The organism is Roseivirga misakiensis (assembly GCF_001747105.1).
Classification (GTDB): Bacteria; Bacteroidota; Bacteroidia; order Cytophagales; family Cyclobacteriaceae; genus Roseivirga; species Roseivirga misakiensis.
The window spans coordinates 106,070-129,425 of sequence record NZ_MDGQ01000003.1; the positions used below are offsets into that span (position 1 = coordinate 106,070).

Below are 23,356 nucleotides of genomic sequence, written 5' to 3' on the forward strand. Positions count from 1 at the left end.
CCCATGATTGCCGATAATTTATCCGCAGGTAATTATGAGTTATTCATCACCGATGCCAATAATTGTACGACAAGCCGCACATTCCAACTGACAGAACCTACACTGCTACAACCTGACCTAGACCAACTTTTAAATAACCCAATTTGCCCACAAGCAACAGATGGGGAAGTCACAGTTGGCGCCACAGGGGGCACCCCTGATTATTCATTTACTTGGGAACTTACGCCACAACAAACAGGTCCGACAGCTACAGGTTTGTCCAGAGGCACTTACCGTGTAATTATCTCAGATATGAATGGCTGTACAACAAGTCAGACCGTGGAAGTAATTGAGCGATTTCCAAGGATCATCATCCCATCGGCTTTTTCACCAAATGGCGACATGGTTAACGATACATTTACGCCAGTGGCAACTTGTACTCTTGATTCATTTAAAATGACCGTTTACAACCGTTGGGGAGAAGTGCTCTTTACATCGAATCAAGTTGATTCTGGTTGGGATGGTAATTTTGAAGGTAAGACAGTTCCCCCTAATCAATACACCTACCTGGTCAGTTACCAATTCAACGTGAATGGACAGGTATTTAATGAATCCATTCGAGGATCAGTTTCTATAGTTAGGTAAGATTTCCATCAATTACTTCGATTCCAATTCTTCCGACTTCTAGCTTCCGACTTCCGACTATTCCCGCTATTTTTGCACCTTAATTTTATTCAAACAATTCAATGTCAATTTCAGCGAAATACAACCCACAAGAAGTAGAAGACAAATGGTATAGCCATTGGATGGAAAAAGGCTATTTCAAAGCTAAAGCCAATCCTGACAAAGAGCCATTTACTGTCGTCATCCCGCCTCCAAATGTGACGGGTGTCTTACACATGGGGCACATGCTGAACAATACCATTCAAGACATTCTTACCCGTAAAGCTCGAATGGAAGGGAAAGAAGCGCTATGGGTACCCGGCACCGACCATGCCTCTATTGCTACTGAAGCCAAAGTAGTACGAATGCTGCGCGAACAAGGTATTAAAAAATCAGACCTTTCTAGAGATGAGTTTCTATCGCATGCTTGGGAATGGAAAGAAAAATACGGGGGTATAATCCTCGAACAATTGAAAAAATTAGGCGCTTCCTGTGATTGGGATCGCACGGCTTTCACCATGGACGAAGACTATTACAAAGCAGTAATTAGAGTTTTCGTAGACTTGAATAAAAAGGGATATATCTATCGCGGCTGGCGGATGGTAAACTGGGATGTGGAAGCCCAAACCACTGTCTCTAACGAAGAAGTTATTTATGCCGATAAAGAAGAGCAGTCAAAACTGTATAAAGTTGAATACAGCATAAAGGACTCAGATGAGAAAGTAATAATTGCCACCCAACGTCCTGAAACTATTCTTGGCGATACGGGAATCGCTATCAATCCAAAGGATGATCGGTTTAAACACCTGATTGGAAAGAAGGCCCTTGTCCCTTTCATAGGTCGTGAAATTCCGATAATTGGTGACGACTATGTAGAAATTGAATTCGGAACTGGTTGCCTTAAAGTAACGCCTGCCCATGACCCGAATGATTATGAAATTGGGTTAAGGCATAACCTTGAGGTAATCGATACGATCAGCCTAGATGGAAAACTAAACGAAAAATGCGAAGTTCCGGCCTACGTTGGCATGGATCGTTTTAAGGTAAGAAAGCAGATTATCAAAGATTTAGACGCTGCTGGAATTCTAGTTGGAGACGAAGATTTTACAACTAAAATCGGTCGATCTGAGCGAACTAATTCTGTAATCGAGCCGAAGCTTTCACTTCAGTGGTTCATAAACATGAAAGAGATTTCCAAAACTGCTCATAAAGTAGTGATGGAGGATGAAGTAGAATTGGTACCAGCAAAGTTTAAGAACACCTACAACCACTGGATGGAAAATGTTCGTGATTGGTGTATTTCTCGCCAATTATGGTGGGGACAGCGTATTCCTGCTTACTATTATGGTGCTGAAGACGATGACTACGTTGTGGCTGAAACTGCGGAAGAAGCGTTACAGCTCGCTAGGGAAAAGTCTGGTAGAGACCTAAGCCCTAATGACTTAAAACAAGATGAAGATGTACTTGACACATGGGCATCGTCTTGGCTATTTCCGATGGCGGTATTTAACGGCTTCAACGATGACTGCTTTGATAAGGAAACTGGTAAAATAATCAAAGGCAAAAATGCTGACTTAGATTACTTCTACCCAACTTCAGTTTTGGTAACCGCCCCAGAGATATTATTCTTTTGGGTAGCCAGAATGATCATTGCAGGGTATGAGTATACAGATCAAAAGCCTTTCAAACACGTTTATTTAACCGGTATTGTTAGGGATAAAAAGAGAAGGAAAATGTCTAAGTCATTAGGCAATTCTCCCGATCCGCTAGACCTAATTAGGGAACTTGGTGCAGATGCAGTGAGAACTGGTATGCTTTTCTCCTCTCCTGCTGGTAATGACCTGCTTTATGATGAAAAACTGGTTGAACAAGGCAGAAATTTTGCAAATAAGATTTGGAATGCATTCCGATTAGTTGAAGGATGGGAAGTTAGCGGAACATCCATGCCAGCCGAAAACCAAATAGCTGTTCAGTGGTTCGATGCAAGGTTCAACCAAGCATTGACGGAAATAGAGGACCATTTCAATAAATTTAGAATGTCAGATGCCTTAATGGGCACCTATAAGCTGATATGGAATGACTTCTGTTCTTGGTATTTAGAAATGATTAAGCCTGCGTATGGTGAACCGATCGATCCAGCGACCCATCAAGTAACACTGAACCTTTTTGAAAAACTCATGAAGGTTTTACATCCATTTATGCCTTTTATTTCAGAGGAGATTTGGAGTAATATCAGACCGAGAGAAGAAGGGCAAGATTTAATAGTTTCTTCATGGCCTGTTATTGGTGATGTAGACGAAAAAATGATCAGCCAGGCCGATAAAGTTTTTGAGTTGGTCTCGCAAATTCGAAATGCGCGTAGTAGCAAAGGGTTATCACCAAAAGAGGCGTTAGATCTATATATTAAGAGTACTGATGAAAGTGCTTACGAAGCTTTTAATGGAGTAATCAAAAAGCTTGGCAATATTGGCAAACTTGAGTTCACAAATGAAAAGGTTGACAACGCGATAAGCTTTGTCATAAAAGCTGATGAATTCTATCTGCCAATGCAGGAGGGCACCATAGACGTTGAACAAGAAAAAGTTGAAATCACCAAAGAACTGGAATATACCAGAGGTTTTTTGAACAGCGTTAACAAGAAACTCAGTAATGAGCGCTTTGTAAATAATGCACCAGAAGCTGTGGTCGCTAGTGAAAAGAAAAAGCAAGCTGATGCTGAATCAAAAATTAAAGTGCTAGAGGAAAAACTGGCGTCTTTATAATAGACGGCTCACAAAAAGTAAAGAGGTGCCTTTCGGCACCTCTTTTTTTATGTACTATCTTTAGTAACATGAAGAGGATTATACTTTTTGTTCTTGTATTAGGAATTACTTGCTCGTGTACCAAAAGTAATCGAGTTGATCCTAGCCAAATTGTCGGTACATGGGAGAATACCGAACTTGATGTAGACATTAAAACCTACAATAAGACTAACCTAGACAGTGCACTACAAATTGAATTGGGCGAATGGGAAGCCATTTTAAAGCTTAAACCAATCAAAACCACGTATTTCGAAGACGGTACTTTTGTAGCGAAGTACTTTGACCTAGAAGGTAACCCCGTTGGGGAGGAAAAAGGAGACTGGAAAATTGTAAATGACTCCTTGGCGATCAATTCTGCGGGATACAAAAACATCTACCATGTAACTTTCAAAGCCGACAAAGCAAGATTTATAAGTATCCTAGATTGGGACCAAGATGGCGACCGAGATGACCTGTATGACGGATGGCAAAAGAAGGTGAATTAAGCAAAATCAATATTCCAACTCAATAATAGAAACTAGAATAGTCAATTAACTAGTCCTGCCAATGACTTTTAAGATTCTTAGAATAAAGAAAGTATTAGAAGTGCATGGATATAAAAAAAGCAGTCGTTCCTGACTGCTTCTTGGTGTCGGTGCTGAGGGTCCCGAAGCTTCGGGACGAACCCCATTAAATCACAAGTGTTTTTCGATAATGTCTTTTTGAATTTTATCGTTGCTCTTTAAACGTTTGATAAAAGCTGCGCACTTTTGCTTTTTGATAAAAGCTTCCACTCCTCGAGCATGCGACCTATCTCGACATTGAAGTGTTAAATAAAATGACCAATCCGAGACTTGTGATGTAAAAGCACCCTTGAAAAATCCGCTATTATGCTGATACAATCGAACTTCTAATTCCTCCGTCTCACCAATGTAAAAGCGATCAATACTAGAAGAATATAGGATATAAACGAAGTGCATGAATATAAAAAAAGCAGTCATCTCTGACTGCTTCTTGGTGTCGGTGCTGAGGGTCCCGAAGCTTCGGGACGAACCCCACTAAATCACAAATGCTTTTCGATAATGTCTTTTTGAATTTTCTCGTTGCTCTTTAAACGCTTTATAAAAGCTGCGCTCTTTTGCTTTTTGATAAAAGCCTCCACTCCTCGAGCATGCGACCTATCTCGACATTGAAGTGTTAAATAAAATGACCAATCAGAGACTTGTGATGTGAAAGCACCCTTGAAAAATCCGTTATTATGCTGAGATAATCGAACTTCTAAATCCTCCGTCTCACCGATATAAAAGCGATCAATACTTGAAGAATATAGGATGTAAACAAAGTGCATGAATATAAAAAAAGCAGTCATTTCTGACTGCTTCTTGGTGTGGGCGCTGAGGGTCCCGAAGCTTCGGGACGAACCCCACTAAATCACAAATGCTTTTCGATAATGTCTTTTTGAATTCTCTCGTTGCTCTTTTAACGCTTTATAAAAGCTGTGCTCTTTTGCTTTTTGATAAAAGCCTCCACTCTTCGAGCATGTGATCTATCTCGACATTGAAGTGTCAGGTAAAATGACCAATCCGAGACTTGAGATGTAAAAGCACCCTTGAAAAATCCGCTACTATGCTGATACAATCGAACTTCTAAATCCTCCGTCTCACCGATATAAAAGCGATCAATACTTGAAGAATATAGGATGTAAACAAAGTGCTGAATATAAAAAAAGCAGTCATTTCTGACTGCTTCTTGGTGTGGGCGCTGAGGGATTCGAACCCCCGACCCCCTCGGTGTAAACGAGGTGCTCTGAACCAACTGAGCTAAGCGCCCTTGTAATTGGGTGTGCAAAGGTAATATGGGTTTTGATTTATGCAAATCCTTCGCTCAAATAATTTTAGAAAAATAAAGACATCAATCGATAATCATCCCATAATGGATAGAAAAGGGATTTTTCATTAACTTGCTCTCCACCAAACACCAACTACTGAATGACGCTTGCTGAATTCAAGAGCATTTTTGATCAATATCGCACGCCAATCAAAAATTTCTTGTACTATAAATCAGGAGATTTAGACCAAAGCGAGGACCTTACACAAGATGTCTTCATTAAACTTTGGGATAAGCGTGATGAGATTCAAATGGATACAGTGAAAAGCTATCTGTATACCATAGCCAATAACATGTTGCTTAATAAGATTCGGCATGATAAGGTGGTGATCAATTTCGCGGAAAAGAACAAGAATCAGCAAGAAGAATATTCTCCAGAATTCCAGCTTGAAGAAAAAGAGTTTAAAGAAGAACTGGAACAAGTCATTGGCGCTATGCCCGAAAAACAGCGTGAAGTCTTTTTGATGAACCGTATTGAAGAGATGACCTACAAAGAAATAGCCGATCGACTTGAATTGAGCGTAAAGGCTGTAGAAAAGCGTATGCATGGCGCATTAGGACATTTAAGGGAGCATATCAAATATAAAATTTGATCATTTATAATTGGTGAAAGAGGATAAAATCATAAATCAATGGCTTCAAGAAGAGAAAGCGGCTGAAAATTTCCAGCAGCTAGAAAAAGCTATTGCCCTCTCCCAAAACCTAGAAGTGCCTGCGAAAAAATCTCACAATGATGCTTGGGCAGATTTACTAGACAAAATCAATACAGAGAGCTCCAGTAACGAGCGAGTACTAGTGCCTGAAAAGCCCAGCTACAAACGTATTTTATATTATGCTGCGGGTCTTATCGGTATTATTCTGATTAGCTACTTCGGACTTCAGAACACACCCGAACCGACTATCTATACCACGGCATTGGCCGTTACTGAATCAAAATTGTTGCCTGATTATTCAGAAGTGACCCTAAACGCGAGTAGCACCATTTCCTTAATGGAGGCAAACTGGGATCAAGAAAGAACTCTCAGTTTGAGTGGCGAGGCTTTTTTTGAAGTGACACCAGGTAGCAAGTTTACAATACTCACAGATTTGGGAGAAATTAGTGTTTTAGGTACATCCTTCAACGTATATGTGAGAGAAAACCTCCTTCGGGTAGCCACTTTTTCAGGTAAGGTTAAAGTAGAAAGCGGAGAAAATTCAGCCATCTTATCAAAAGGTGATGAACTGACTTTCAACAGCGAAAAACAGGAATGGGTGGTTAATAAATTTAGCGAGAATCAAACGGCTACTTGGCGATCGGGAAGTTTCCATTTTGAATCCACTCCGCTCGACAAGGTTATCGAAGCCCTCGAAAGGCAGTTTGCCATTGAAATTGAAATTGACAGAGATGTTGACCAGAATTTTTACTCGGGTTATTTCAGTAAATCAGACTTAAAGGAGGCATTACAATTGGTTTTTACTCCTATGGGCATGCAGTTTAAGATCGATGGTAAAAAAGTAAATGTTTACTAGTGAGAACACTTCTTTGCTTTCTCTTTGCACTCATCACATGTTGCCTCTTAGCGCAAGACGTTAGTAGGATCAAAATTACAGAACGCCTAGATGATGTGTCTTTAGGAAAGGTTCTCCGTTTGCTTCGGAATAAATATGACCTTAAAATAGCATATGATGACGCATTAATTACTGGAATTACAGTAGATGGAGCCTTTACTGGCCTTTCTGTAACCAATTTTCTAGACGCTATTCTCAAAAACAAAGGTATAGACTATCAATTATTGAACGGAAAAATATTGTTAGTCCCTAAGCAAGTAGACCTAGACATCAACACCCCTAGCTTATTCGACCTAACCGTTTTTGGTTCAGTAGTCGATGCCAATACGGGAGAAAACCTCCCCAACGCTTTAGTTAGGGTCAGAGGCTCTACAAAAGGCACCTCCACTAACAAAGACGGATATTTCATCTTACCAGAAGTACCGACCGACACCAGCACTATTGAAGTTTCCTATTTAGGATTTAAGAAAGCTGAAATCAAACTGGCACCAGGTAAAAATAAAAGCACCCTGAAGTTCTTTATGGAAGAAAGTGCCTTAGAACTTTCAGAATTCGTAGTGGTCGAAAATTTAAGGAAAACCGTGAGTTATGGAGACGAGATTTCTCAAATGACTATAGATCCAGAAAACCTCTCGGCCTTACCTAGTTTAGGGGAATTCGATATTTTCCGATCGCTGCAATTACTTCCCGGAATCAGCGGAACAGACGAAACATCATCGGCGCTTACCATCAGAAACAGCCCCTCTGCTCATAATTTAGTGCTATTCGATGGCTTTACCATCTACAGGCTCGATCATTTCTTTGGCGTTTATAGTGCCATAAATGCAGACGCTGTAAGAAATATACAAGTCTATAAAGGGGGCTTTGGAGCAAAATATGGCGGACGCGTATCAGGCGTTGTAGACATTACTGGCAAAACGGGGAGTTTCAACGAACCAAACTATTCACTTGGAGTCAATTTATTGAGTGCACGTTTCAGCGCCAATGTTCCGATTAATGGAGGGAAAGGCGCCTTGCATTTCAGTGCCCGAAGGGCTTATACGGACATTATAAGGAGTAAACTATTCGAAAATTTGTACAGAAATTTCCGTGATGGATCTAACGACCTAGATGCCATCAATGCAGCCGATGTTTTACGACCGGATTTTCATTTTTATGACCTGAACTTAAAAGCCACTTACAAAGTAACAGATAAGGACATTTTAAGCTTATCGGTTTATCGGGGCAAGGATATACTTGATGCTAATTTCGAAGACATTTTTAGGGATTCGAATAATAATATTATCCGGATTCAAGAAGTAGAAGAACATGCTGATTGGGGCAATACAGGCCTTGGTCTCATGTGGTCACGAAACTGGAGCGCAAACTTTAACTCAAACCTACAACTGGCCTACTCTAACCACTTCTATCAATACAATTACTCTGACACCATTAGCGATGCAAACGCGGATGTCAGAAGAACTTATGATTTGGATCGATACAACAATGTGCGCGACATTCAAGTAAATCTTAGGAATGAGGTATTTCTTGGCAATAAGCACAAAGTAGATTTCGGTATTAACTATTCTAACTTGGACGTTACCAGTGAGCTGATGATCAACGATCAGGAAAGACTATCCGGAAGATTGTTTAACGGAAGCGGAAATTTAATCTCTTTTTATGCCTCTGATAAGTATTATTTAACGGGTAAGCTCCTCATAAATCCGGGTCTCAGGTATAACTTATCTAGCGTTTCGAATAAAGGGTTTTTATCACCAAGATTGGCAGCCATTTATCAGTTCAACCCTCATTTTGAAATCAAAGCCTCCGGAGGTAAATACTTTCAAATTATTCGAGAGCAAACTTTTGACGATCCGTTTACGAATGCTCAAGATGGCTGGATTCTATCCGATCTAGACAATCAAAACTCCTCTAATGGCCTTTCCATTTTAGAGGCCGATCACTGGATTGCGGGATTCCAATATCAAAAAAACAACCTCACAGTTGATGTGGAATTTTACGCTAAACAAGTCAGCGGACTCAACGAAAATATCGTCTCCTATGTCTACAATCCAATAACCAATACGAGAACACCTAGAATTAGCGACGCAACAGGAACCAGTGATATCATCGGGATGGATTTCCTAGTACAAAAAGAGATCGGCAATTACCAAGGCTGGCTATCCTATACCCGCAGTAAAGCCACAAATCGATTTGCCAATATTAATGATGGCGACGACATTCCGGCGAGGGAAGATCAAAGAAACGAATTGAAACTTGTGAACATCGTTGAATTACCCGACTGGAATCTTTCTGCCACATGGACATATGGCAGTGGACGCCCTTTTTATGAGCCGCAAATCACCCTTATTACAGATAGCCAAGGGAACACCATCAACTACGACGTAAACAATACTACTAAAGCCATAACTCGGCTTCCCGCATACCATAGATTGGACATTTCTGCAGCACGAAAATTTGAGAATGACTATATGAAGGGAGAACTGGGTATATCTATCCTAAACGTATATAATAGGCTTAATATTCAAAGCCGAAGACTAAACCGAGAAGCCCTTAACAACCTTATCGATGAGAACCCTGGAGGCGCTGTACCGACCAATTTATATCGTAACATAGCACTCTTAGATTTCACCCCTTCGATCTTCATAAATCTTTATTTCTAAATTTTAAAATAATTGGTAGGGTACACTTGACTTTCAGTGTACTAGTATTGCAATGGAAAACAACCAGCAGCTTCACCAATGGGAGCGCGAATGGCTTGAGGGTGAAATCTCATCTGCCGAAGCGTCGAAAATGGCCTCAAACGAGGACAATTTCGAGCTATTGGACAAGTTTGTCTCCGCGAGCGCTGGCTTAAGTGTTAAAGAAAAAACCGATCATCAAGAGGCTTGGGCAAAACTTGAAGCAGCGATCGGCCAACCGGAAGAAACGAAAGTAATTCCAATTCACCGTACTTTTTGGATCAGAGGAATTGCAGCTTCCTTACTTCTCATCGCAACAGTTCTTTACATTCTAGACCCACTATCTACAAAGGCCATAGAGGTTAAAACAGCTTTGGCTGAAACAGAAAAAGTATACCTGCCAGATAGTTCAATAATCTACCTTAACGCAGAATCAAAAATATCATACGTTTCAAAAAATTGGGACGAAGACAGGGTGGTGAAACTTGAAGGTGAAGCTTTCTTTGAAGTGAGGCGAGGAAGCAATTTCATGGTATCAACCGAAAACGGTACTGTTGAGGTACTAGGCACAAGTTTTAATGTTCGTTCTAGAGGGCTACAGCTAATCGTAGCTTGTAAAACTGGTAAAGTTAGGGTCACTTCATTTGACAATGGCAGCCAAGAGATTCTGACTCCTGGGCTTCAGACTAGAGTTAGAAACAACGAGGTAAAAACTCCTGAAGAAACCAATATCAGGGCTATTGATTCATGGAGAAAAGGGGAATACTTCCTAGAAAGTGTTTCGATAAAGGAAGGTTTCGAAGAGTTAGAAAGAATCTTCAATATAGAGGTAGTACATGAACTACCAGAACTAGAATTAGAAAGACCAGGTAATTGGGATTTTGATAAAGACAATTTAACAGAGTCAATTCAGTCTATAACCCTTACCATGGGCTTGACGCACAGAATTGAAGACGATAAAGTCATATTTGAGAAGAAATAATATTAAAGATAAGGTGATCAAGGACTTTGATTAAGCAGAACTTGACACCGATTCTTAGGTTGAGGTTGAGGGATGGGTGGTGCCATCCCTCTTTTTTTATGTCAAATTATCTAAGAGTGATTCTAAACTCATACCTCTAGACCCTTTTATCAGCACCGTACTGCTTCTAATAGGGTTTTCCTTTAAATGCGAAACTAGCGCCTCTTTGGTTTGCCAATAATGGGCCTTTTCGTTCCCAAGTTTACCAGCTTCCATGAGCGTTCCACACAAATGAACCTCGTCAAACCCTAACTCCAGCGTGAGCGCACCAATAGCCTTATGCTCTTCAGCAGCATCTTCTCCTAACTCAAACATATCACCCAAGATGACTACTTTAGAATCGCTCTTGTCTTCTGAGAAATGAGCCAAAGCCGCTGCCATAGAAGATGGGTTCGCATTGTAGGCATCCAGAATAATAGTGTTGGAACCTTTTTTTATAACCTGAGATCGGTTGTTGTCAGGATCGTAATCTGCTACAGCTTTTAAAGCATCTTTTGCAGTAACTTCAAAATACTTCCCTATGCACAGTGCTGCACACATATTTTCGAAGTTATAAGCTCCCGTTAGATGAGTTGCCGCTTCTAAATTATCTTCGGTTTTCAACCTGAGAACAGGTTGGGTCTGGATTAACTCCGCATGGAAATAATCGCCTTTGGCGGGATAGTAAAATGGTGATTTCATTCGCCGTTTAGCAATATGTGACAACACCTCACTATTAGAATTTACAAAGATGACCCCATCCTTTTGAATCAAATGATGGTACAATTCAGACTTACCTCTAATTACTCCTTCTACTCCACCAAAACCTTCCAAATGCGCCTTACCGATATTCGTGATCATTCCATGCGTAGGGTCAGCTATACCACACAACTCCGCAATATCTCCAACCTTATTGGCCCCCATTTCTATGATAGCGATCTCGATAGATTCATCTATTTGTAAGAGGGTTAGTGGAACACCAATATGATTATTGAAATTGCCACCAGTCGCATGCACCTTATATTTTTTGGCCAGCACATCTCTTAAAAGCTCTTTGGTTGTTGTTTTTCCATTGGAACCGGTAATTCCGATAAATGGTATTGAAAACTGATTTCTATGATGATTTCCCAGTTTCTGAAGAGCTCGCAAGGTATCTTCAACTACAAAATAGCGATCGTCTTTCGCATAATTCTCATCATCGATAACCACTAAACCTGCACCTTTTTCTAAAGCCTGATCTGCAAAGCGATTGGCATTAAAATTTGGTCCTTTCAGGGCAAACCAAATATTACCAGATTTTATAGTTCTAGTATCTGTAGAAACACCAGTACTCTTTTGAAAGGCAGCATAGAGTTGATCGATCATAGAAAATAGTCGTAAAGATTGAAGCAAGATAATACACAGAAAGGCAAAAACTGCGTTGAATAGAATTGAAACGACAGAATTTTCGCTTTACCTTGTCACATCAATGAGATCTACCCTTCTCCTATTCCTAATTCTACTGCCAATTACCCTAAAGGGGCAATTTGAATTTCGGTTTAACACCAACATTCCAGTATCTGAAAATGGAATTCAAAAAACTAGAGCATGGGAAGGTGGTCTGAATGCTGCACAATTTCAAACCATTGATTTAAACGATGATGGGACCTTAGACTTGGTCATTTACAATCGTATTTCTCGAAATATAGAAACATATCTGAATGTTAATAACACTTATGTCTGGCACCCAGAGTACGCTTACCAATTCCCTGCTGATGTTGTTCATTGGCTTATTCTCAAAGACTATGATTGCGATGGGCAGAAAGACCTTTTTACCAGTACCGCTTTGGGCATTAAGGTATATCGGAATACGAGCACCAATGGTGTGCTTTCTTGGGAAGAAGCCGAAGCGTTTCTTCGCTTTGACACCGGCACTAATATACAGGTGAGCCCAACTGATATTCCCGGCATTGTGGATGTAAATGGCGATGGCGCTCTTGATATTCTTACCTACCGTTTTGGAACTGCGAGCAGCGTCGATTATTTCGAAAACACAGGCTCGTGCGGTGACTTAACTTTTACAAGAGCTGAAAGACAATGGGGAAGGTTTGAAGAATGCGATTGCGATAGCTTTGCTTTTGGTGGATCACCCTGCCCGACCAATGGCATAGAGGGTGCTGCATTTGGAGCGAATGGTCAAGAAGCTGTGCAACATGCAGGTGGCAAAACCATATTGCCTTTCGATGCTGATAACGATGGAGACATTGACATTATCAGTTCGGATGAATTCTGTGAGACGCTCTACTTCTTAGAAAATGTAGGCGATGCAAATAATGCGGTCATGAGTTCAGTATTGAGTTATCCGATCAATAACCCAGCGGCCTTTAGCATTTTCCCGAGTGCTTTTTTAGCGGATGTTGATTTCGATGGTCTGGAAGATCTAATCATTTCTACTAATGTTGACGAAAACATCGGTAATCAGATCGATTTGACTGATAATATCAAGGTTTACCCCAATATCGGATCTGCCAATACCCCAGATTTCGATCAAGCATCTATTCCTTTTCTACAAAATGAAATGGTTGATTTAGGAGAAAATGCTTACCCGGCCCTCGTCGATCTGGACAATGATGGCGACCAAGACTTGATAGTCGGAAACAAAGGTCTTTCTACTGGAAATAGCGTGCAGGCTAACATAACTTTCTTTAATAATGAAGGGAACCGCTTCTTGCCCGATTACAACATTTTCGATCGGGATTTTCTTGGATTTACTGCTGCCAATGTCAGCCACCTCAAACCACAATTTGCGGATGCCGATGGCGATGGTGATCAAGACCTTTTTTATCAAGCAACCACCAATGGAAATGATACCAGAATATTTTATCGAGAAGCGGCTACCCCAAGCACATTTGAAGCACCAATAGAAATTTTCTCGGATAACATCCTAGACGACAACCCCTTCTTTTACGACATTGATGATGATGGTGACTTAGACCTTCTTCTCGGTAGAAGGTTAGGAAACCTATCGCTTTTCATCAATCAGGGAGGCTTTAACTTTGGTAACGAAATTTCTGATTTTGGGGGAATAACAACCGACTTTCAAGGACTAAATCTCTGGCCCCATATTGCCGATCTCAACGGAGATGGTGAAGATGAGTTAATTACAATCAATTCGTCTGGTACATTAAGTATTTATGATGGACCAATAGATGAGAATTTCGTGGCCAGTAATCCATCGCAAAATGTATTGAGATTGAACGACGACACTTTTTCCACCCGACTTGGGAGACAGAATAGCATCACAAGCGGCGATTTATTCAATACGGGTAGACCTGCGCTCATTATTGGTAATGGAAAAGGAGGCGTGTTTGTTTTAGAGAATTTTAGCACTGGTGGAAGTGCCAGTAACAACATTCAAGTCGCTGTTTCACCCAACCCAACCAGTGATAGACTATCAGTAGTTGCCAATGTAAATGGGGTTGCTGAGATATACAGTGTTCTCGGTCAAAAGAAATTTTTCGACATCAACATAGTAAGTGGACAGACAAAATCGCTTGACTTGGGTAGCCTTTCTGTTGGCGTATATATTTTGAGAATTATCAGCAACGAGAATCAATCCACAACGAAAAAAATCCTCGTTTACAGATGATTTTGTACCTCTACTTACAGATAAAGCCAATTGACCAAATCAATTTTACATCTCCTTTAGGAACATGGATTAAGGACAATTTCAAAGATTTATTAATCGCTGAACTGGACAATCACTCCGAATCGTATTTAACTAGTCAAGCCTTGCCGCTGATCCCAAAGGCAGATAAAATAGTCCTTCATATTGAAGCTTCTGACAAAGAGGAACTTGGTTCATTAAAAGTCCTTTTCGAGGGTCTAAGAAAAAGTAAAACCTCCATAGACTGTATAATTCATGGGAAACATACCTTACTTGACAAATTGCTCAAAATGCTTGCTGCCAAGCCAAAACCTTATACCAATTCAGAGCGTGCCAAACAGCTAGTGGAGGAAATTCTGGAGGACCATTAAGTATTCAATGTAAACGAGTCAGCGTCTAGTTGGGCTGGAAATTTCTGGCGGAATGCATTCAAATCTGTTTTGCTCAAACTGATCGATAAAATCTCTTCCTGATCAGAAAAAGCAAGTGTTTCTCCCTTGTAAGAATAAGCAGCCGAGTGGCCATTATAGTCGATTTCATTTCCATCGGCACCTACCCTATTCAATCCTACAGCATAGCTGACATTTTCTATGGCACGCGCCTTTAACAGTGCATCCCAAGCCGAAACGCGTACTGCTGGCCAATTGGCAACGTAGAGCAAGAGGTCATATTCCAGATTTACATTCCTAGACCAAACAGGAAATCGAAGGTCATAACAAATCAGAGGGCAAATTTTCCAACCCTTCCACTCTACAATCAATCGATCTGATCCTTCGGCAAAATAGTCGTGCTCATTCGCCATTCGGAATAAATGTCTCTTGTCGTAAGACTTAAATTGCCCATCCGGTTGCATCCAGATTAAGCGGTTATAAACCTCCCCTTTTTCACGTACAATATAAGACCCCGTAACCACCGCCCCTGTTTGAGCAGCCATTTGCTTCATCCACTTAAAAGTAGAGAGGTTCATGGGTTCGCTTACCCCTTCGTGTTCCATGGTAAAACCCGTTTGAAACATTTCAGGTAAAACGATAACATCAGTTTGCCCTTCTATCTCCCATACCTTCTCCTCGAACATCGCCAAATTTGCTTCTGGCTGTCGCCAATAGATATCGGATTGAATAAGAGTAAGTTTTAAATCTTCTTTTTGCACAAGACAATATTAGGGCGTCATTTCGGAATTCTTCTATTAAGTATCAAAAAAGGCGGTAAATCGACTTGATTATTGTTGAAATCATAGATTCCTCCCTACGGTCAGAAAGACGAACATATTATAACGCGCAAAGTTTTTCAGCAGCTGCAGCTAATGTCTCTTCGTCTTTTGCAAAACAGAAACGTAGTACTTTATTATCCTGTTTGTCTTGATAAAATACCGACATTGGAATAGTTGCAACACCAATTTCCTTTGTCATCCATTCTGAAAACTCAACATCTCCCGTATCACTTATGGCACTAAAATCCATCAACTGAAAGTAAGTCCCTTTGGCCGGAATAGGTTTGAATTTAGAGCTCGCCATCTTGTTCAGAAAGAAGTCTCTTTTTTGCTGATACATCGGTGCTACAGATTCATAATTGGAAGCATCTGCTAAATAATCAGCAATGGCATATTGGGTGGCCGTATGAATGGTAAAAGTGTTGTATTGATGTACTTTTCTAACCTCGGCCATAATTCCCGTTGGAGCCACTAAATAGCCCATACGCCAACCCGTCGCATGAAATGTTTTCCCGAAAGATGAGGTTACAATACTTCTATTCCTCAATTCTTCAGAACGCAAAACCGACTGGTGCAAATCGCCATCAAAAAGAATATGCTCGTAGACTTCATCCGACAGAATAAATATATCCGTACCAGAAGTCAACATTTCTAGATTTCTTAAATCATCTGCTGAAATAATTGCACCACTCGGGTTATGTGGTGAATTAATCATGATCATCTTAGTTCGATCTGTAATCTTAGATTCAACCGCCTGCCAATCTATGCTGTAATCAGTTTTTCTTAACGGCACTCCGATCGCTTTAGCACCTTGTAAATTGATAATGGGCTCATACGCATCATAGGCTGGGTCCATAATGATAACTTCATCCCCTGCATGAATCAATGCGCTAATGGTGCTGTTGATGGCTTCTATAGCGCCACAAGTCACCGTAATTTCTTGGTCTTCGTTTGGTCGCCAACCGTAACACCTTTCAGTCTTATCCGCAATGGCCTTTCTAAGCACGGGTACACCGGGCATAGGCGCATATTGATTAAAACCTTGCTTCATATAGTGATGTACACGATCAATGAGCTGAGGAGAAACCGGAAAATCTGGAAAACCCTGGGCTAAATTTATAGCGCCGTGGTCATTGGCCATTTTCGACATAATCGAAAAGATTGTGGTGCCAACGTTCGGCAACTTGGAGTTGATTTGCATATCGCTAATCGATTATCTTTTATCCATCAGTTCCAATCCCTGATTAATTCCCTTTTCTAGGGCAGGCACTCCTCTTTCCATCCAAACTGGTTTTGGCGCACCTTTTAAATAGTAATCAAAGAACTGCGCCATTCTGATATTAAAATCTAATCGATTTTGTCTTTTTAGTGGCCAGTGAGGCTCCCCATTATAGTTCAGGAACCAAGAAGGTTTGCCTAATCTTCGCAAGGCCGTGAACATTTCTATCCCTTGGTACCACGGCACATGACCGTCAGCATCGTTATGCATAATTAGCAAAGGCGTATTCACCTTATCCATATTGAAGATTGGAGAATTCTCTATAAAACGGGCGGGATATTCCCAAGGTGTACCACCAATTCTACTCTGCGTGTGCTCATACTGAAACTGACGACTAAGCCCTGTCCACCAACGGATTCCGCCATAGGCACTAATCATATTTGGCACCGGCGCCCCAGCCTCTGCCGCTTTAAAGATGTCAGTTTTCGTCACTAAATAAGCAATCTGATAGCCACCCCAGCTATGACCTTGTACACCAATATTATCCTTATCAATAAACCCTTTTTCTACTAGAGAAGTAACCCCTGGAATCACACTATTCAGTGCACTCTCTCCCGGATAACCAATACGGTAGTTTACGTCTGGATTGAAAATGACATATCCTCTACTGGTATAAAAACTGTAACTAATCGTAGATCTACCAGCAGCTGGTGGGCGGTGCGAAAACAGTCCATTAGAGCTTTTCTCATAGAAATTCACAATCATTGGGTATTTCTTATTCGGATCGAAATTTTCTGGCTTAATCAGCATACCAGATAGCTGATCACCGTCTAGAGACATCCAATGCACCAATTCAGCGGTACCCCAATTATACTCGCTCTGCTGAGGATTGGCATTTGAAATTTGGGTTGGCGATTCAAAAGTGAGGTCGGCATAATGGATGTCTGGAAATACCTCGAAAGACTGCTTCGTAAACATCACATGATCATCATCTTGAGCTTTGACAGGTCTTCCGTAATTAAAAGGGCCTGTTAACAATTGATTTCCACGCCCATTTCTAGCGTTATAAGTATAATAGCCACTATGTTTATTCGCGTCGTTGAAAGTAGTCAACAACCATTTACCTTTAGGGTCAATAAATCGAGCTTCGTTGTCTAAACGTACATAGCGGTAAGCTGTTCCTGACTCCCTACCTTTAGTCAATCGTTCGCCTTGTCCATTTTCTGGATTGAAAGACCAGATGTCGTACCGATCGTAAACCAAGAAGCGTTCATCGTCTTTTGTCCAACCTGCTGAACCATATGAACTTGGAAAGTTTGGTGAATCATTCAATTCATTGTAAAAGATTTTACCTAAGGTTAAGTTTTGTCTTTTTCCTGTGGCCACATTGTAAGTAAACCATGTGCTATCGGCCGAGCTATAGCCAAATGCATACTTAGCCGACGGACTGAAAATAACGCCTCCTCTAATCTCTTTCATGGCCATTTTAGTCTCACCAGTCGACACGTTTACCAAGGCATAATCTCTATATGTACCGCCCTGCCACTGGCTCTGTAATTGGTAGGGCAAAGACGTATTTACTAAGACCAAATTGGCATTTCCTTCATTACCAAAACTGGCACTTGGGTATTCCTTGGTAGCTAATTGGACCAGTTTATTCTTTTTGTCTAAATGAATAGCTGTCAAATAAGACTTCCGCTTGTCGTTAGCTACTTGTAGCTCTTGTACGGTATAAAGTCTAGGCTCGTCATAAGTCCAAACTTCTACATTAACGATTTCCTCATCGATAAGGGAGGTATCTTGAAGAACAGGCGGTGTAGCTAGACCAAAAAACAGCTTTGACTCATCCTTAGAATAGCTAATATTTCCATCCGATGAAACACGATATCCTTGCGGAGCAGAAACTTGATCAACCACCTTTTCGGCCCGATCCATACCTTCTTTCCAACTGTAGAGTGCATTAGGCCTCACTAAGGCTTTTGTGGTATCCAAATCAGCCACAAATGCCAGTCTTTCGCCTGAATTGCTGATGGTCATCTGAGCATACTTACCCTTATCAGCCGTAAAGATTGCTTTTGGTTCGGCAGTATTTAATTCTTGGATATAAACTCCTGGTGATTGAACCGTCGCTAGTCCAGTGGTAACAAATGCTAGCTTTTCGCCCTCATTAGCGAACTTATAATCAGTCACATACTTTAATGTATCTTGTTTGCCCGTCTTTAAGTTTCTAAGCACCACATGATAGCCATTTTTTGCGCTAGCCTTTTTCTCTTTACCATTTACCTTTACGGCATCATCAGTTAGTTGATAAGCCAAATAACCTCCCCATTTCGCTGGTGTTTTATACCCTCTAACGTGGGGTATTTTCACAAGACGCTTGTCTTTTACGCTATATATAGCCAGCGTATCGGTCGGCATATCGCTTTTCTTGGTTTTTTGACGTTTTAATTCTCGCACATCGGATTGCCATGGTTTGATAGTGAAAAACACGTAATCAGAATTAAAATCGAAGCGACCATTTTCACTTCTTTCGTGAGAAAAAACTAACGCTCCTTTACTATCCTTTAACTTAAAGTGATTATCCGCCTCTCCTTTCTCTAAGGAATAAAGTATAAGCTCTCCGTTTCTAGAAATTCGCTGACCTTGGATGGTATTCCATATTTCGAAATCAGGATGGTCAAGTATTTTTTTCTGCCCAAATGCGGTAAAACAAGCAAATAGACAAATGATGGATAGTAATTTGGCTTTCATAAGTTTATTTTTCGAATGCCTAAGTTAAGGTTCAAGCCATAACCTCCATCTCTTTTTTTATAATTGGTGGTCCCGAATAGATTAGCATTGAGCTAACCATGAAAACAGATTCTTCTTTTAAAGTCAAATAACGGTCTATAAGGTCTTAATATAGTGTGTATCCTGATGGTACACAGAATGCATTTTACAAGGCGCAGTAACTCTAGTTCATATTTCTATAATCTCTTGGGCTAAAACCAGTCTTTGATTTAAATAAATTGCTGAAATGTTGTGGATATTCAAAGCCAAGAGAGTACGCTATCTCACTAACTGGATGGGAAGAATTTAATAGGATGTTTTTAGCCTTATTCACCACAAACAAATGAATATGCTCGTGGGTAGTTTTACCCGTTTCCTTTTTGAGTAAGTCACTTAAATAGCTGGCTGATAAGCTTAACTCGTTTGCACAAAAAGTAACATTCGGGAGCCCCGAATTAATTGCTCTATCATTTCGATAATATTCTTTTAGCAATCGTTCAAATTTGGAAACAATATCACTATTAAGATTGGTACGCGTATAAAATTGTCTGTCATAGAATCGACGACAATAATCCAACAATAGTTCAATATTAGAAACAATCAGATGTTGGCTATGTCGATCCAAATTTTGACTGTATTCTTTAATTATTTTATCTAAAAGCTCTTCAATAGTCCTTCTCTCTTCGTCTGAAAGGTGCAAGGCTTCAGTTACGTCATAAGAAAAAAAAGTGTATTGATTTATTTTATCCGACAAACTTGATTTTCGGATTAAATCAGGGTGAAATAATAATGTCCAACCTTCCATATCTTGATTGCCTACCTCAACTTCGCCTTTGAATTCTGTAACTTGACCAGGAGCTGTGAATACTAAAGTCCCTTCTTCATAATCATAGGAATTTTTACCATACCGAAGTTCACCACACTGATTAGATGATTTCAAACCTATTTGATAAAGGTTATTGATCACCCTCACATCTCGAAAATCAGAAACCGTTTTTATATCTCTGACATAAACAACGGATACAAGCGGGTGTTTGGGCTTAACCAAGCCCACTGCCTGATGAGCTTGACCAATTGAGTTTATGATAATGGTATTAGACATATTATCAATTTAGAAAGTAACAAATACACTGTTCATTATTGAAGCTGTCTCATCAAAATTTTATCAAATCTTCTATCGCCTAAATATTTTCTCATAAACATTAATGGCTTGGCAAAAGAACCAGCTACATATCTTGTTTTTGGCCTTTTACTATGAACAGCTTTGTCAATCAGATTTGTGATTACACTAGGCGATGAAAGTTGTCCTTTTTCTGCCATTTCACCTGTAGACTTAATGATTTTCTGTAATGAATCTGCATATGGTCCATTATTAGCATCTCCTTGAAGGTTTTCCAAAAAAACATTTGTGAATTCAGTTTCAATCCCACCAGGTTCGATAATTACAACATCAATTCCAAAAGACTCTAATTCCAATCTAAGACAATCACTCCAACCTTCTAACGCATGCTTTGTAGCGTGATACCATGCCCCAAATGGCGTGTACATTTTGCCACCCATAGAAGATATATTAATAACTCTACCAGATTTATATTTTCTCATAATTGGAATGACTTTCTGAGTAATACTAGCCAAACCAAACATGTTAACTTCAAATTGTCTTCTGGCAGAATCGATTGTAGATTCCTCTACAGGTCCATATAAAGCATAACCCGCATTATTGATAAGTACATCTACTTTTCCTTGTTCATGTAAAATTTGGTTAACAGCATTCTCAACCTGTGTTTCTTGAGTAATATCCATAGCAATAGCTTTTCCACCAGCTTTTACTATATCATCCATCTTTTCAACTCTTCTTGCTAATCCATAAACGATATGTCCTTTCTTTAATAAATCAAGGGCAAAGTTCTTTCCCATGCCAGATGATGCACCCGTGATTACAATTACTTTTTTCATTTTAAAGAGTTTTAATAACTAATAATCTATTTATACTATAAAGCTATTTGCGTCTATTAAGCCATACTTAAAGATTCTACAGAAAGACTAAATGAAATTACCGAACATTTGAATTTTATTAGACTTTATTTCCTTTGTGCCTAACTTCAACCTATGCGCGAACCAACAAGTCAAGAATTAAAGCGCCTTATGAATTGGCCTGAAATAGCCAAGAAAAAGTGGAGGTTCTATTTTATTCATGGTAGTATCTACCGAGGCATTCCTCTAAGTATCATCTCCTATCTCTTCAAAATGGATTCCGAATTTCAGGCTTTCAGTTGGCCAGAATTTATGTTGCGTATGTTAGTGTTTATGATATTTGGGCTTACGTTTGGGGCTATTGAGTATCGCGCTAAACAAAAGCGATATAATCAGATTAAACACCTATTGTAAGGACTTGGCTATTCACATTGACAGCCTGTATTTAAAAAATTGTATTTTGGGTCTTTCGACCAAAACATGACCCGCAAGCCTAACTTTAGATTTAATTGGAAGTATGCCCTTGGAGAAACGCTTCTGATCTTCATTGGTATTTCTTTAGCCTTTGCCCTTCAACAATGGGCCAATAAGGAAAATGAACGCAAAAAAGGTTTAGAATATCTAAAAGTCTTTCAATTGGAATTGACTAAAAACATTAGGGTCATTGATAACCATGTAATCAGAACGAAAAACGATCTTGAGAATCTCATTCATTACATAGAGCTATTTAATTCAGATACTGCACAAAAAATCCGTCAGCCAGATATCACCAAGATGATTGAATCCTTAGGTCCACCATACTTTGAGGATTTAGCTATATCGTCTTATCAAGATATTGTCAGCTCAGGCGGTACTGAGTTTATAAAAGATGGAGAAATAAGAAGAAAAATTATCCAATACGGTGTATTCCTCTCTGAATATAATTCCAGAGCAGAAAGCTCAATGGAAGGTTGGAGTGAAACTATATCTCCATATTTTCAAGCACATGCAAACTTGGGACAAATGAATTTTAAAAGAGGTATCAAGTTGAATATCTCCTCGGATCTCTTTCAAAATGATAAGAAAGCATTTGTTCAAAATAGAAAATTCACGAATATCCTTCGTGCTCAGATTATCCAGCAAGACAATCTCATTCAATACGCCAGTTTTGTATCAGACAGTTTGACCAAATTCAACACACTCATTCAGAACTACATAAAATGACCCGCAAGCCTAACTTTAAATTTAATTGGAAGTATGCCCTTGGAGAGATAGTCCTCATCTTTATTGGTATCAGTTTAGCTATCGGGTTTCAAAACTGGAACGAAAGCAGAAAAGATGGCATTAAGATAAATGGCTACTTAGCCACTATAGCAGATAACTTATCGTCTGATTCTCTTGAGATTGTCAGATTTATTGAAACTAGCAAAAGAAAAGAAAAAGATGGAAAGAAATACTTGTCTGCGGTCAAACAAAAACAACCCGACTTCCAAGCCTTTATGGGCGGAATGGTTCAGCTAGAGGAAGAATACCTCAACATCAACAATAACGGTTTTGAGGGCCTCAAAGCATCTGGTTACTTGAGTAATATCCAAAGTAGCCCAATTGAAGACGCATTATTTAACTATTACAGCTATTTCGACGAAATACATGAATTAGAACTGAGTTACAATCAGTTTGTAGAGGCTCAGGAATTGGAGTTTGTCAAAAATGTTGCATCAGCAGAATTCATGATTATGGTCACAGACATTTATTTGAACAAAAGAACGCCTAATCTCAACGCGCAAGAGCAAAAAAAACTTGAACAGATTTTTAATCACCCGAGTATAGTGAGCATTAGTCTTAGGGCAGGTTTTTTAGAAAGACACTATGATGAATTACTTCAAAAAGGCAACAAGCTCAAAAGGCTAATCAAGGAAAGGGCAAAGCAATGATTTGTAAGGTCAACCTTAAAATGTTTTAAATTTTAATCATCAACTCAAAACTTAGAGTCCCATAGTCCAGCCTTTTAAATGAACACA

The 23,356-nt window shown here is 39.8% G+C and carries 21 protein-coding genes and 1 tRNA gene; 12 read left to right on the plus strand and 10 right to left on the minus strand.

The window, feature by feature from the left end:
* Positions 1–3: 3 nt before the first annotated feature.
* The 3 genes from BFP71_RS00690 to BFP71_RS00700 all read left to right on the plus strand — a co-directional run bounded on the left by BFP71_RS00690 (position 4) and on the right by BFP71_RS00700 (position 3,928).
* On the plus strand, positions 4–624 hold the full coding sequence (locus BFP71_RS00690; protein WP_069833538.1) for a T9SS type B sorting domain-containing protein: 621 nt from the start codon (positions 4–6) through the stop codon (positions 622–624).
* 101 nt (positions 625–725) lie between these two features.
* Entirely contained in the window at positions 726–3,404 is a 2,679-nt protein-coding gene (locus BFP71_RS00695) for a valine--tRNA ligase (protein ID WP_069833539.1), read from the plus strand.
* Positions 3,405–3,472: 68 nt separating this feature from the next.
* Positions 3,473–3,928, plus strand: a complete 456-nt coding sequence (locus BFP71_RS00700) for a hypothetical protein (RefSeq protein ID WP_069833540.1) — start codon at positions 3,473–3,475, stop codon at positions 3,926–3,928.
* A gap of 189 nt (positions 3,929–4,117) precedes the next feature.
* Here BFP71_RS00700 and BFP71_RS19485 read toward each other — a convergent pair whose 3' ends face one another.
* The 4 genes from BFP71_RS19485 to BFP71_RS00715 form a co-directional block, all read right to left on the minus strand.
* Complete coding sequence (locus BFP71_RS19485) at positions 4,118–4,423, minus strand: GIY-YIG nuclease family protein (protein WP_088124813.1); 306 nt, start codon at positions 4,421–4,423, stop codon at positions 4,118–4,120.
* Positions 4,424–4,485: 62 nt separating this feature from the next.
* Positions 4,486–4,791, minus strand: a complete 306-nt coding sequence (locus BFP71_RS00710; protein WP_088124814.1) for a GIY-YIG nuclease family protein — start codon at positions 4,789–4,791, stop codon at positions 4,486–4,488.
* Between the two features lie 110 nt (positions 4,792–4,901).
* On the minus strand, positions 4,902–5,192 hold the full coding sequence (locus BFP71_RS19490; protein ID WP_088124815.1) for a GIY-YIG nuclease family protein: 291 nt from the start codon (positions 5,190–5,192) through the stop codon (positions 4,902–4,904).
* Positions 5,178–5,252: transfer RNA gene (locus BFP71_RS00715), tRNA-Val, on the minus strand. The genes BFP71_RS19490 and BFP71_RS00715 overlap by 15 nt, the downstream gene beginning before the upstream one ends.
* 158 nt (positions 5,253–5,410) lie before the next feature.
* Here BFP71_RS00715 and BFP71_RS00720 point away from each other — a divergent pair.
* The 4 genes from BFP71_RS00720 to BFP71_RS00735 are packed head-to-tail and all read left to right on the plus strand — an operon-like array spanning position 5,411 to position 10,520.
* Positions 5,411–5,902: an RNA polymerase sigma factor gene (locus BFP71_RS00720; protein ID WP_069833541.1), complete on the plus strand. Its 492-nt coding sequence runs from the start codon at positions 5,411–5,413 to the stop codon at positions 5,900–5,902.
* Between the two features lie 13 nt (positions 5,903–5,915).
* Positions 5,916–6,818: a FecR family protein gene (locus tag BFP71_RS00725; protein WP_069833542.1), complete on the plus strand. Its 903-nt coding sequence runs from the start codon at positions 5,916–5,918 to the stop codon at positions 6,816–6,818.
* On the plus strand, positions 6,818–9,520 hold the full coding sequence (locus BFP71_RS00730) for a TonB-dependent receptor (protein ID WP_088124817.1): 2,703 nt from the start codon (positions 6,818–6,820) through the stop codon (positions 9,518–9,520). The genes BFP71_RS00725 and BFP71_RS00730 overlap by 1 nt, the downstream gene beginning before the upstream one ends.
* 52 nt (positions 9,521–9,572) lie before the next feature.
* Positions 9,573–10,520 carry a FecR family protein gene (locus tag BFP71_RS00735; protein WP_069833544.1) on the plus strand — a complete coding sequence of 316 codons (948 nt, stop codon included), beginning with the start codon at positions 9,573–9,575 and terminating at the stop codon, positions 10,518–10,520.
* A gap of 96 nt (positions 10,521–10,616) precedes the next feature.
* On the opposite strand, the gene BFP71_RS00740 is transcribed toward BFP71_RS00735, so the two are convergent.
* A complete protein-coding gene (locus BFP71_RS00740) occupies positions 10,617–11,903 on the minus strand; it encodes a UDP-N-acetylmuramoyl-tripeptide--D-alanyl-D-alanine ligase (protein ID WP_069833545.1) in 1,287 nt (428 codons plus the stop codon).
* A gap of 103 nt (positions 11,904–12,006) precedes the next feature.
* Between BFP71_RS00740 and BFP71_RS00745 the strand changes: the two genes are divergently transcribed.
* Both BFP71_RS00745 and BFP71_RS00750 read left to right on the plus strand, forming a co-directional pair.
* A complete protein-coding gene (locus BFP71_RS00745; RefSeq protein ID WP_069833546.1) occupies positions 12,007–14,166 on the plus strand; it encodes an FG-GAP-like repeat-containing protein in 2,160 nt (719 codons plus the stop codon).
* Positions 14,163–14,555, plus strand: coding sequence for a hypothetical protein (locus BFP71_RS00750; protein ID WP_069833547.1), 393 nt, complete (start codon positions 14,163–14,165; stop codon positions 14,553–14,555). The genes BFP71_RS00745 and BFP71_RS00750 overlap by 4 nt, the downstream gene beginning before the upstream one ends.
* Here BFP71_RS00750 and BFP71_RS00755 read toward each other — a convergent pair.
* The 5 genes from BFP71_RS00755 to BFP71_RS00775 form a co-directional block, all read right to left on the minus strand.
* Positions 14,552–15,334: an amidohydrolase gene (locus BFP71_RS00755; RefSeq protein ID WP_069833548.1), complete on the minus strand. Its 783-nt coding sequence runs from the start codon at positions 15,332–15,334 to the stop codon at positions 14,552–14,554. The two genes, BFP71_RS00750 and BFP71_RS00755, sit on opposite strands and share 4 nt — an antisense overlap.
* 118 nt (positions 15,335–15,452) lie before the next feature.
* Positions 15,453–16,595 (minus strand): methionine aminotransferase, encoded by a 1,143-nt coding sequence (locus BFP71_RS00760; RefSeq protein WP_069833549.1) that lies wholly within the window; start codon positions 16,593–16,595, stop codon positions 15,453–15,455.
* 12 nt (positions 16,596–16,607) lie between these two features.
* Positions 16,608–19,364 carry a S9 family peptidase gene (locus BFP71_RS00765; RefSeq protein WP_069833550.1) on the minus strand — a complete coding sequence of 919 codons (2,757 nt, stop codon included), beginning with the start codon at positions 19,362–19,364 and terminating at the stop codon, positions 16,608–16,610.
* Between the two features lie 202 nt (positions 19,365–19,566).
* Entirely contained in the window at positions 19,567–20,484 is a 918-nt protein-coding gene (locus BFP71_RS00770; protein WP_069833551.1) for a helix-turn-helix domain-containing protein, read from the minus strand.
* Positions 20,485–20,519: 35 nt separating this feature from the next.
* Entirely contained in the window at positions 20,520–21,338 is an 819-nt protein-coding gene (locus tag BFP71_RS00775) for an oxidoreductase (RefSeq protein WP_069833552.1), read from the minus strand.
* Between the two features lie 153 nt (positions 21,339–21,491).
* On the opposite strand from BFP71_RS00775, the gene BFP71_RS00780 reads away from it, so the two are divergent.
* The 3 genes from BFP71_RS00780 to BFP71_RS00790 all read left to right on the plus strand — a co-directional run bounded on the left by BFP71_RS00780 (position 21,492) and on the right by BFP71_RS00790 (position 23,269).
* Positions 21,492–21,770 carry a hypothetical protein gene (locus BFP71_RS00780; protein WP_069833553.1) on the plus strand — a complete coding sequence of 93 codons (279 nt, stop codon included), beginning with the start codon at positions 21,492–21,494 and terminating at the stop codon, positions 21,768–21,770.
* Positions 21,771–21,836: 66 nt separating this feature from the next.
* Entirely contained in the window at positions 21,837–22,559 is a 723-nt protein-coding gene (locus tag BFP71_RS00785) for a hypothetical protein (protein WP_069833554.1), read from the plus strand.
* Complete coding sequence (locus BFP71_RS00790; RefSeq protein ID WP_069833555.1) at positions 22,556–23,269, plus strand: hypothetical protein; 714 nt, start codon at positions 22,556–22,558, stop codon at positions 23,267–23,269. The genes BFP71_RS00785 and BFP71_RS00790 overlap by 4 nt, the downstream gene beginning before the upstream one ends.
* The last annotated feature ends 87 nt before the right edge of the window (positions 23,270–23,356 follow it).

Bases quoted from the DNA above. Each gene is read 5' to 3' on its own strand.
- BFP71_RS00690 (WP_069833538.1), top strand. From the start codon at position 4: ATGATTGCCGATAATTTATCCGCAGGTAATTATGAGTTATTCATCACC.
- BFP71_RS00695 (WP_069833539.1), top strand. From the start codon at position 726: ATGTCAATTTCAGCGAAATACAACCCACAAGAAGTAGAAGACAAATGG.
- BFP71_RS00700 (WP_069833540.1), top strand. From the start codon at position 3,473: ATGAAGAGGATTATACTTTTTGTTCTTGTATTAGGAATTACTTGCTCG.
- BFP71_RS19485 (WP_088124813.1), bottom strand. From the start codon at position 4,423: ATGACTGCTTTTTTTATATTCATGCACTTCGTTTATATCCTATATTCT.
- BFP71_RS00710 (WP_088124814.1), bottom strand. From the start codon at position 4,791: ATGACTGCTTTTTTTATATTCATGCACTTTGTTTACATCCTATATTCT.
- BFP71_RS00720 (WP_069833541.1), top strand. From the start codon at position 5,411: ATGACGCTTGCTGAATTCAAGAGCATTTTTGATCAATATCGCACGCCA.
- BFP71_RS00735 (WP_069833544.1), top strand. From the start codon at position 9,573: ATGGAAAACAACCAGCAGCTTCACCAATGGGAGCGCGAATGGCTTGAG.
- BFP71_RS00740 (WP_069833545.1), bottom strand. From the start codon at position 11,903: ATGATCGATCAACTCTATGCTGCCTTTCAAAAGAGTACTGGTGTTTCT.
- BFP71_RS00745 (WP_069833546.1), top strand. From the start codon at position 12,007: ATGAGATCTACCCTTCTCCTATTCCTAATTCTACTGCCAATTACCCTA.
- BFP71_RS00750 (WP_069833547.1), top strand. From the start codon at position 14,163: ATGATTTTGTACCTCTACTTACAGATAAAGCCAATTGACCAAATCAAT.
- BFP71_RS00760 (WP_069833549.1), bottom strand. From the start codon at position 16,595: ATGCAAATCAACTCCAAGTTGCCGAACGTTGGCACCACAATCTTTTCG.
- BFP71_RS00765 (WP_069833550.1), bottom strand. From the start codon at position 19,364: ATGAAAGCCAAATTACTATCCATCATTTGTCTATTTGCTTGTTTTACC.
- BFP71_RS00770 (WP_069833551.1), bottom strand. From the start codon at position 20,484: ATGTCTAATACCATTATCATAAACTCAATTGGTCAAGCTCATCAGGCA.
- BFP71_RS00775 (WP_069833552.1), bottom strand. From the start codon at position 21,338: ATGAAAAAAGTAATTGTAATCACGGGTGCATCATCTGGCATGGGAAAG.
- BFP71_RS00780 (WP_069833553.1), top strand. From the start codon at position 21,492: ATGCGCGAACCAACAAGTCAAGAATTAAAGCGCCTTATGAATTGGCCT.
- BFP71_RS00785 (WP_069833554.1), top strand. From the start codon at position 21,837: ATGACCCGCAAGCCTAACTTTAGATTTAATTGGAAGTATGCCCTTGGA.
- BFP71_RS00790 (WP_069833555.1), top strand. From the start codon at position 22,556: ATGACCCGCAAGCCTAACTTTAAATTTAATTGGAAGTATGCCCTTGGA.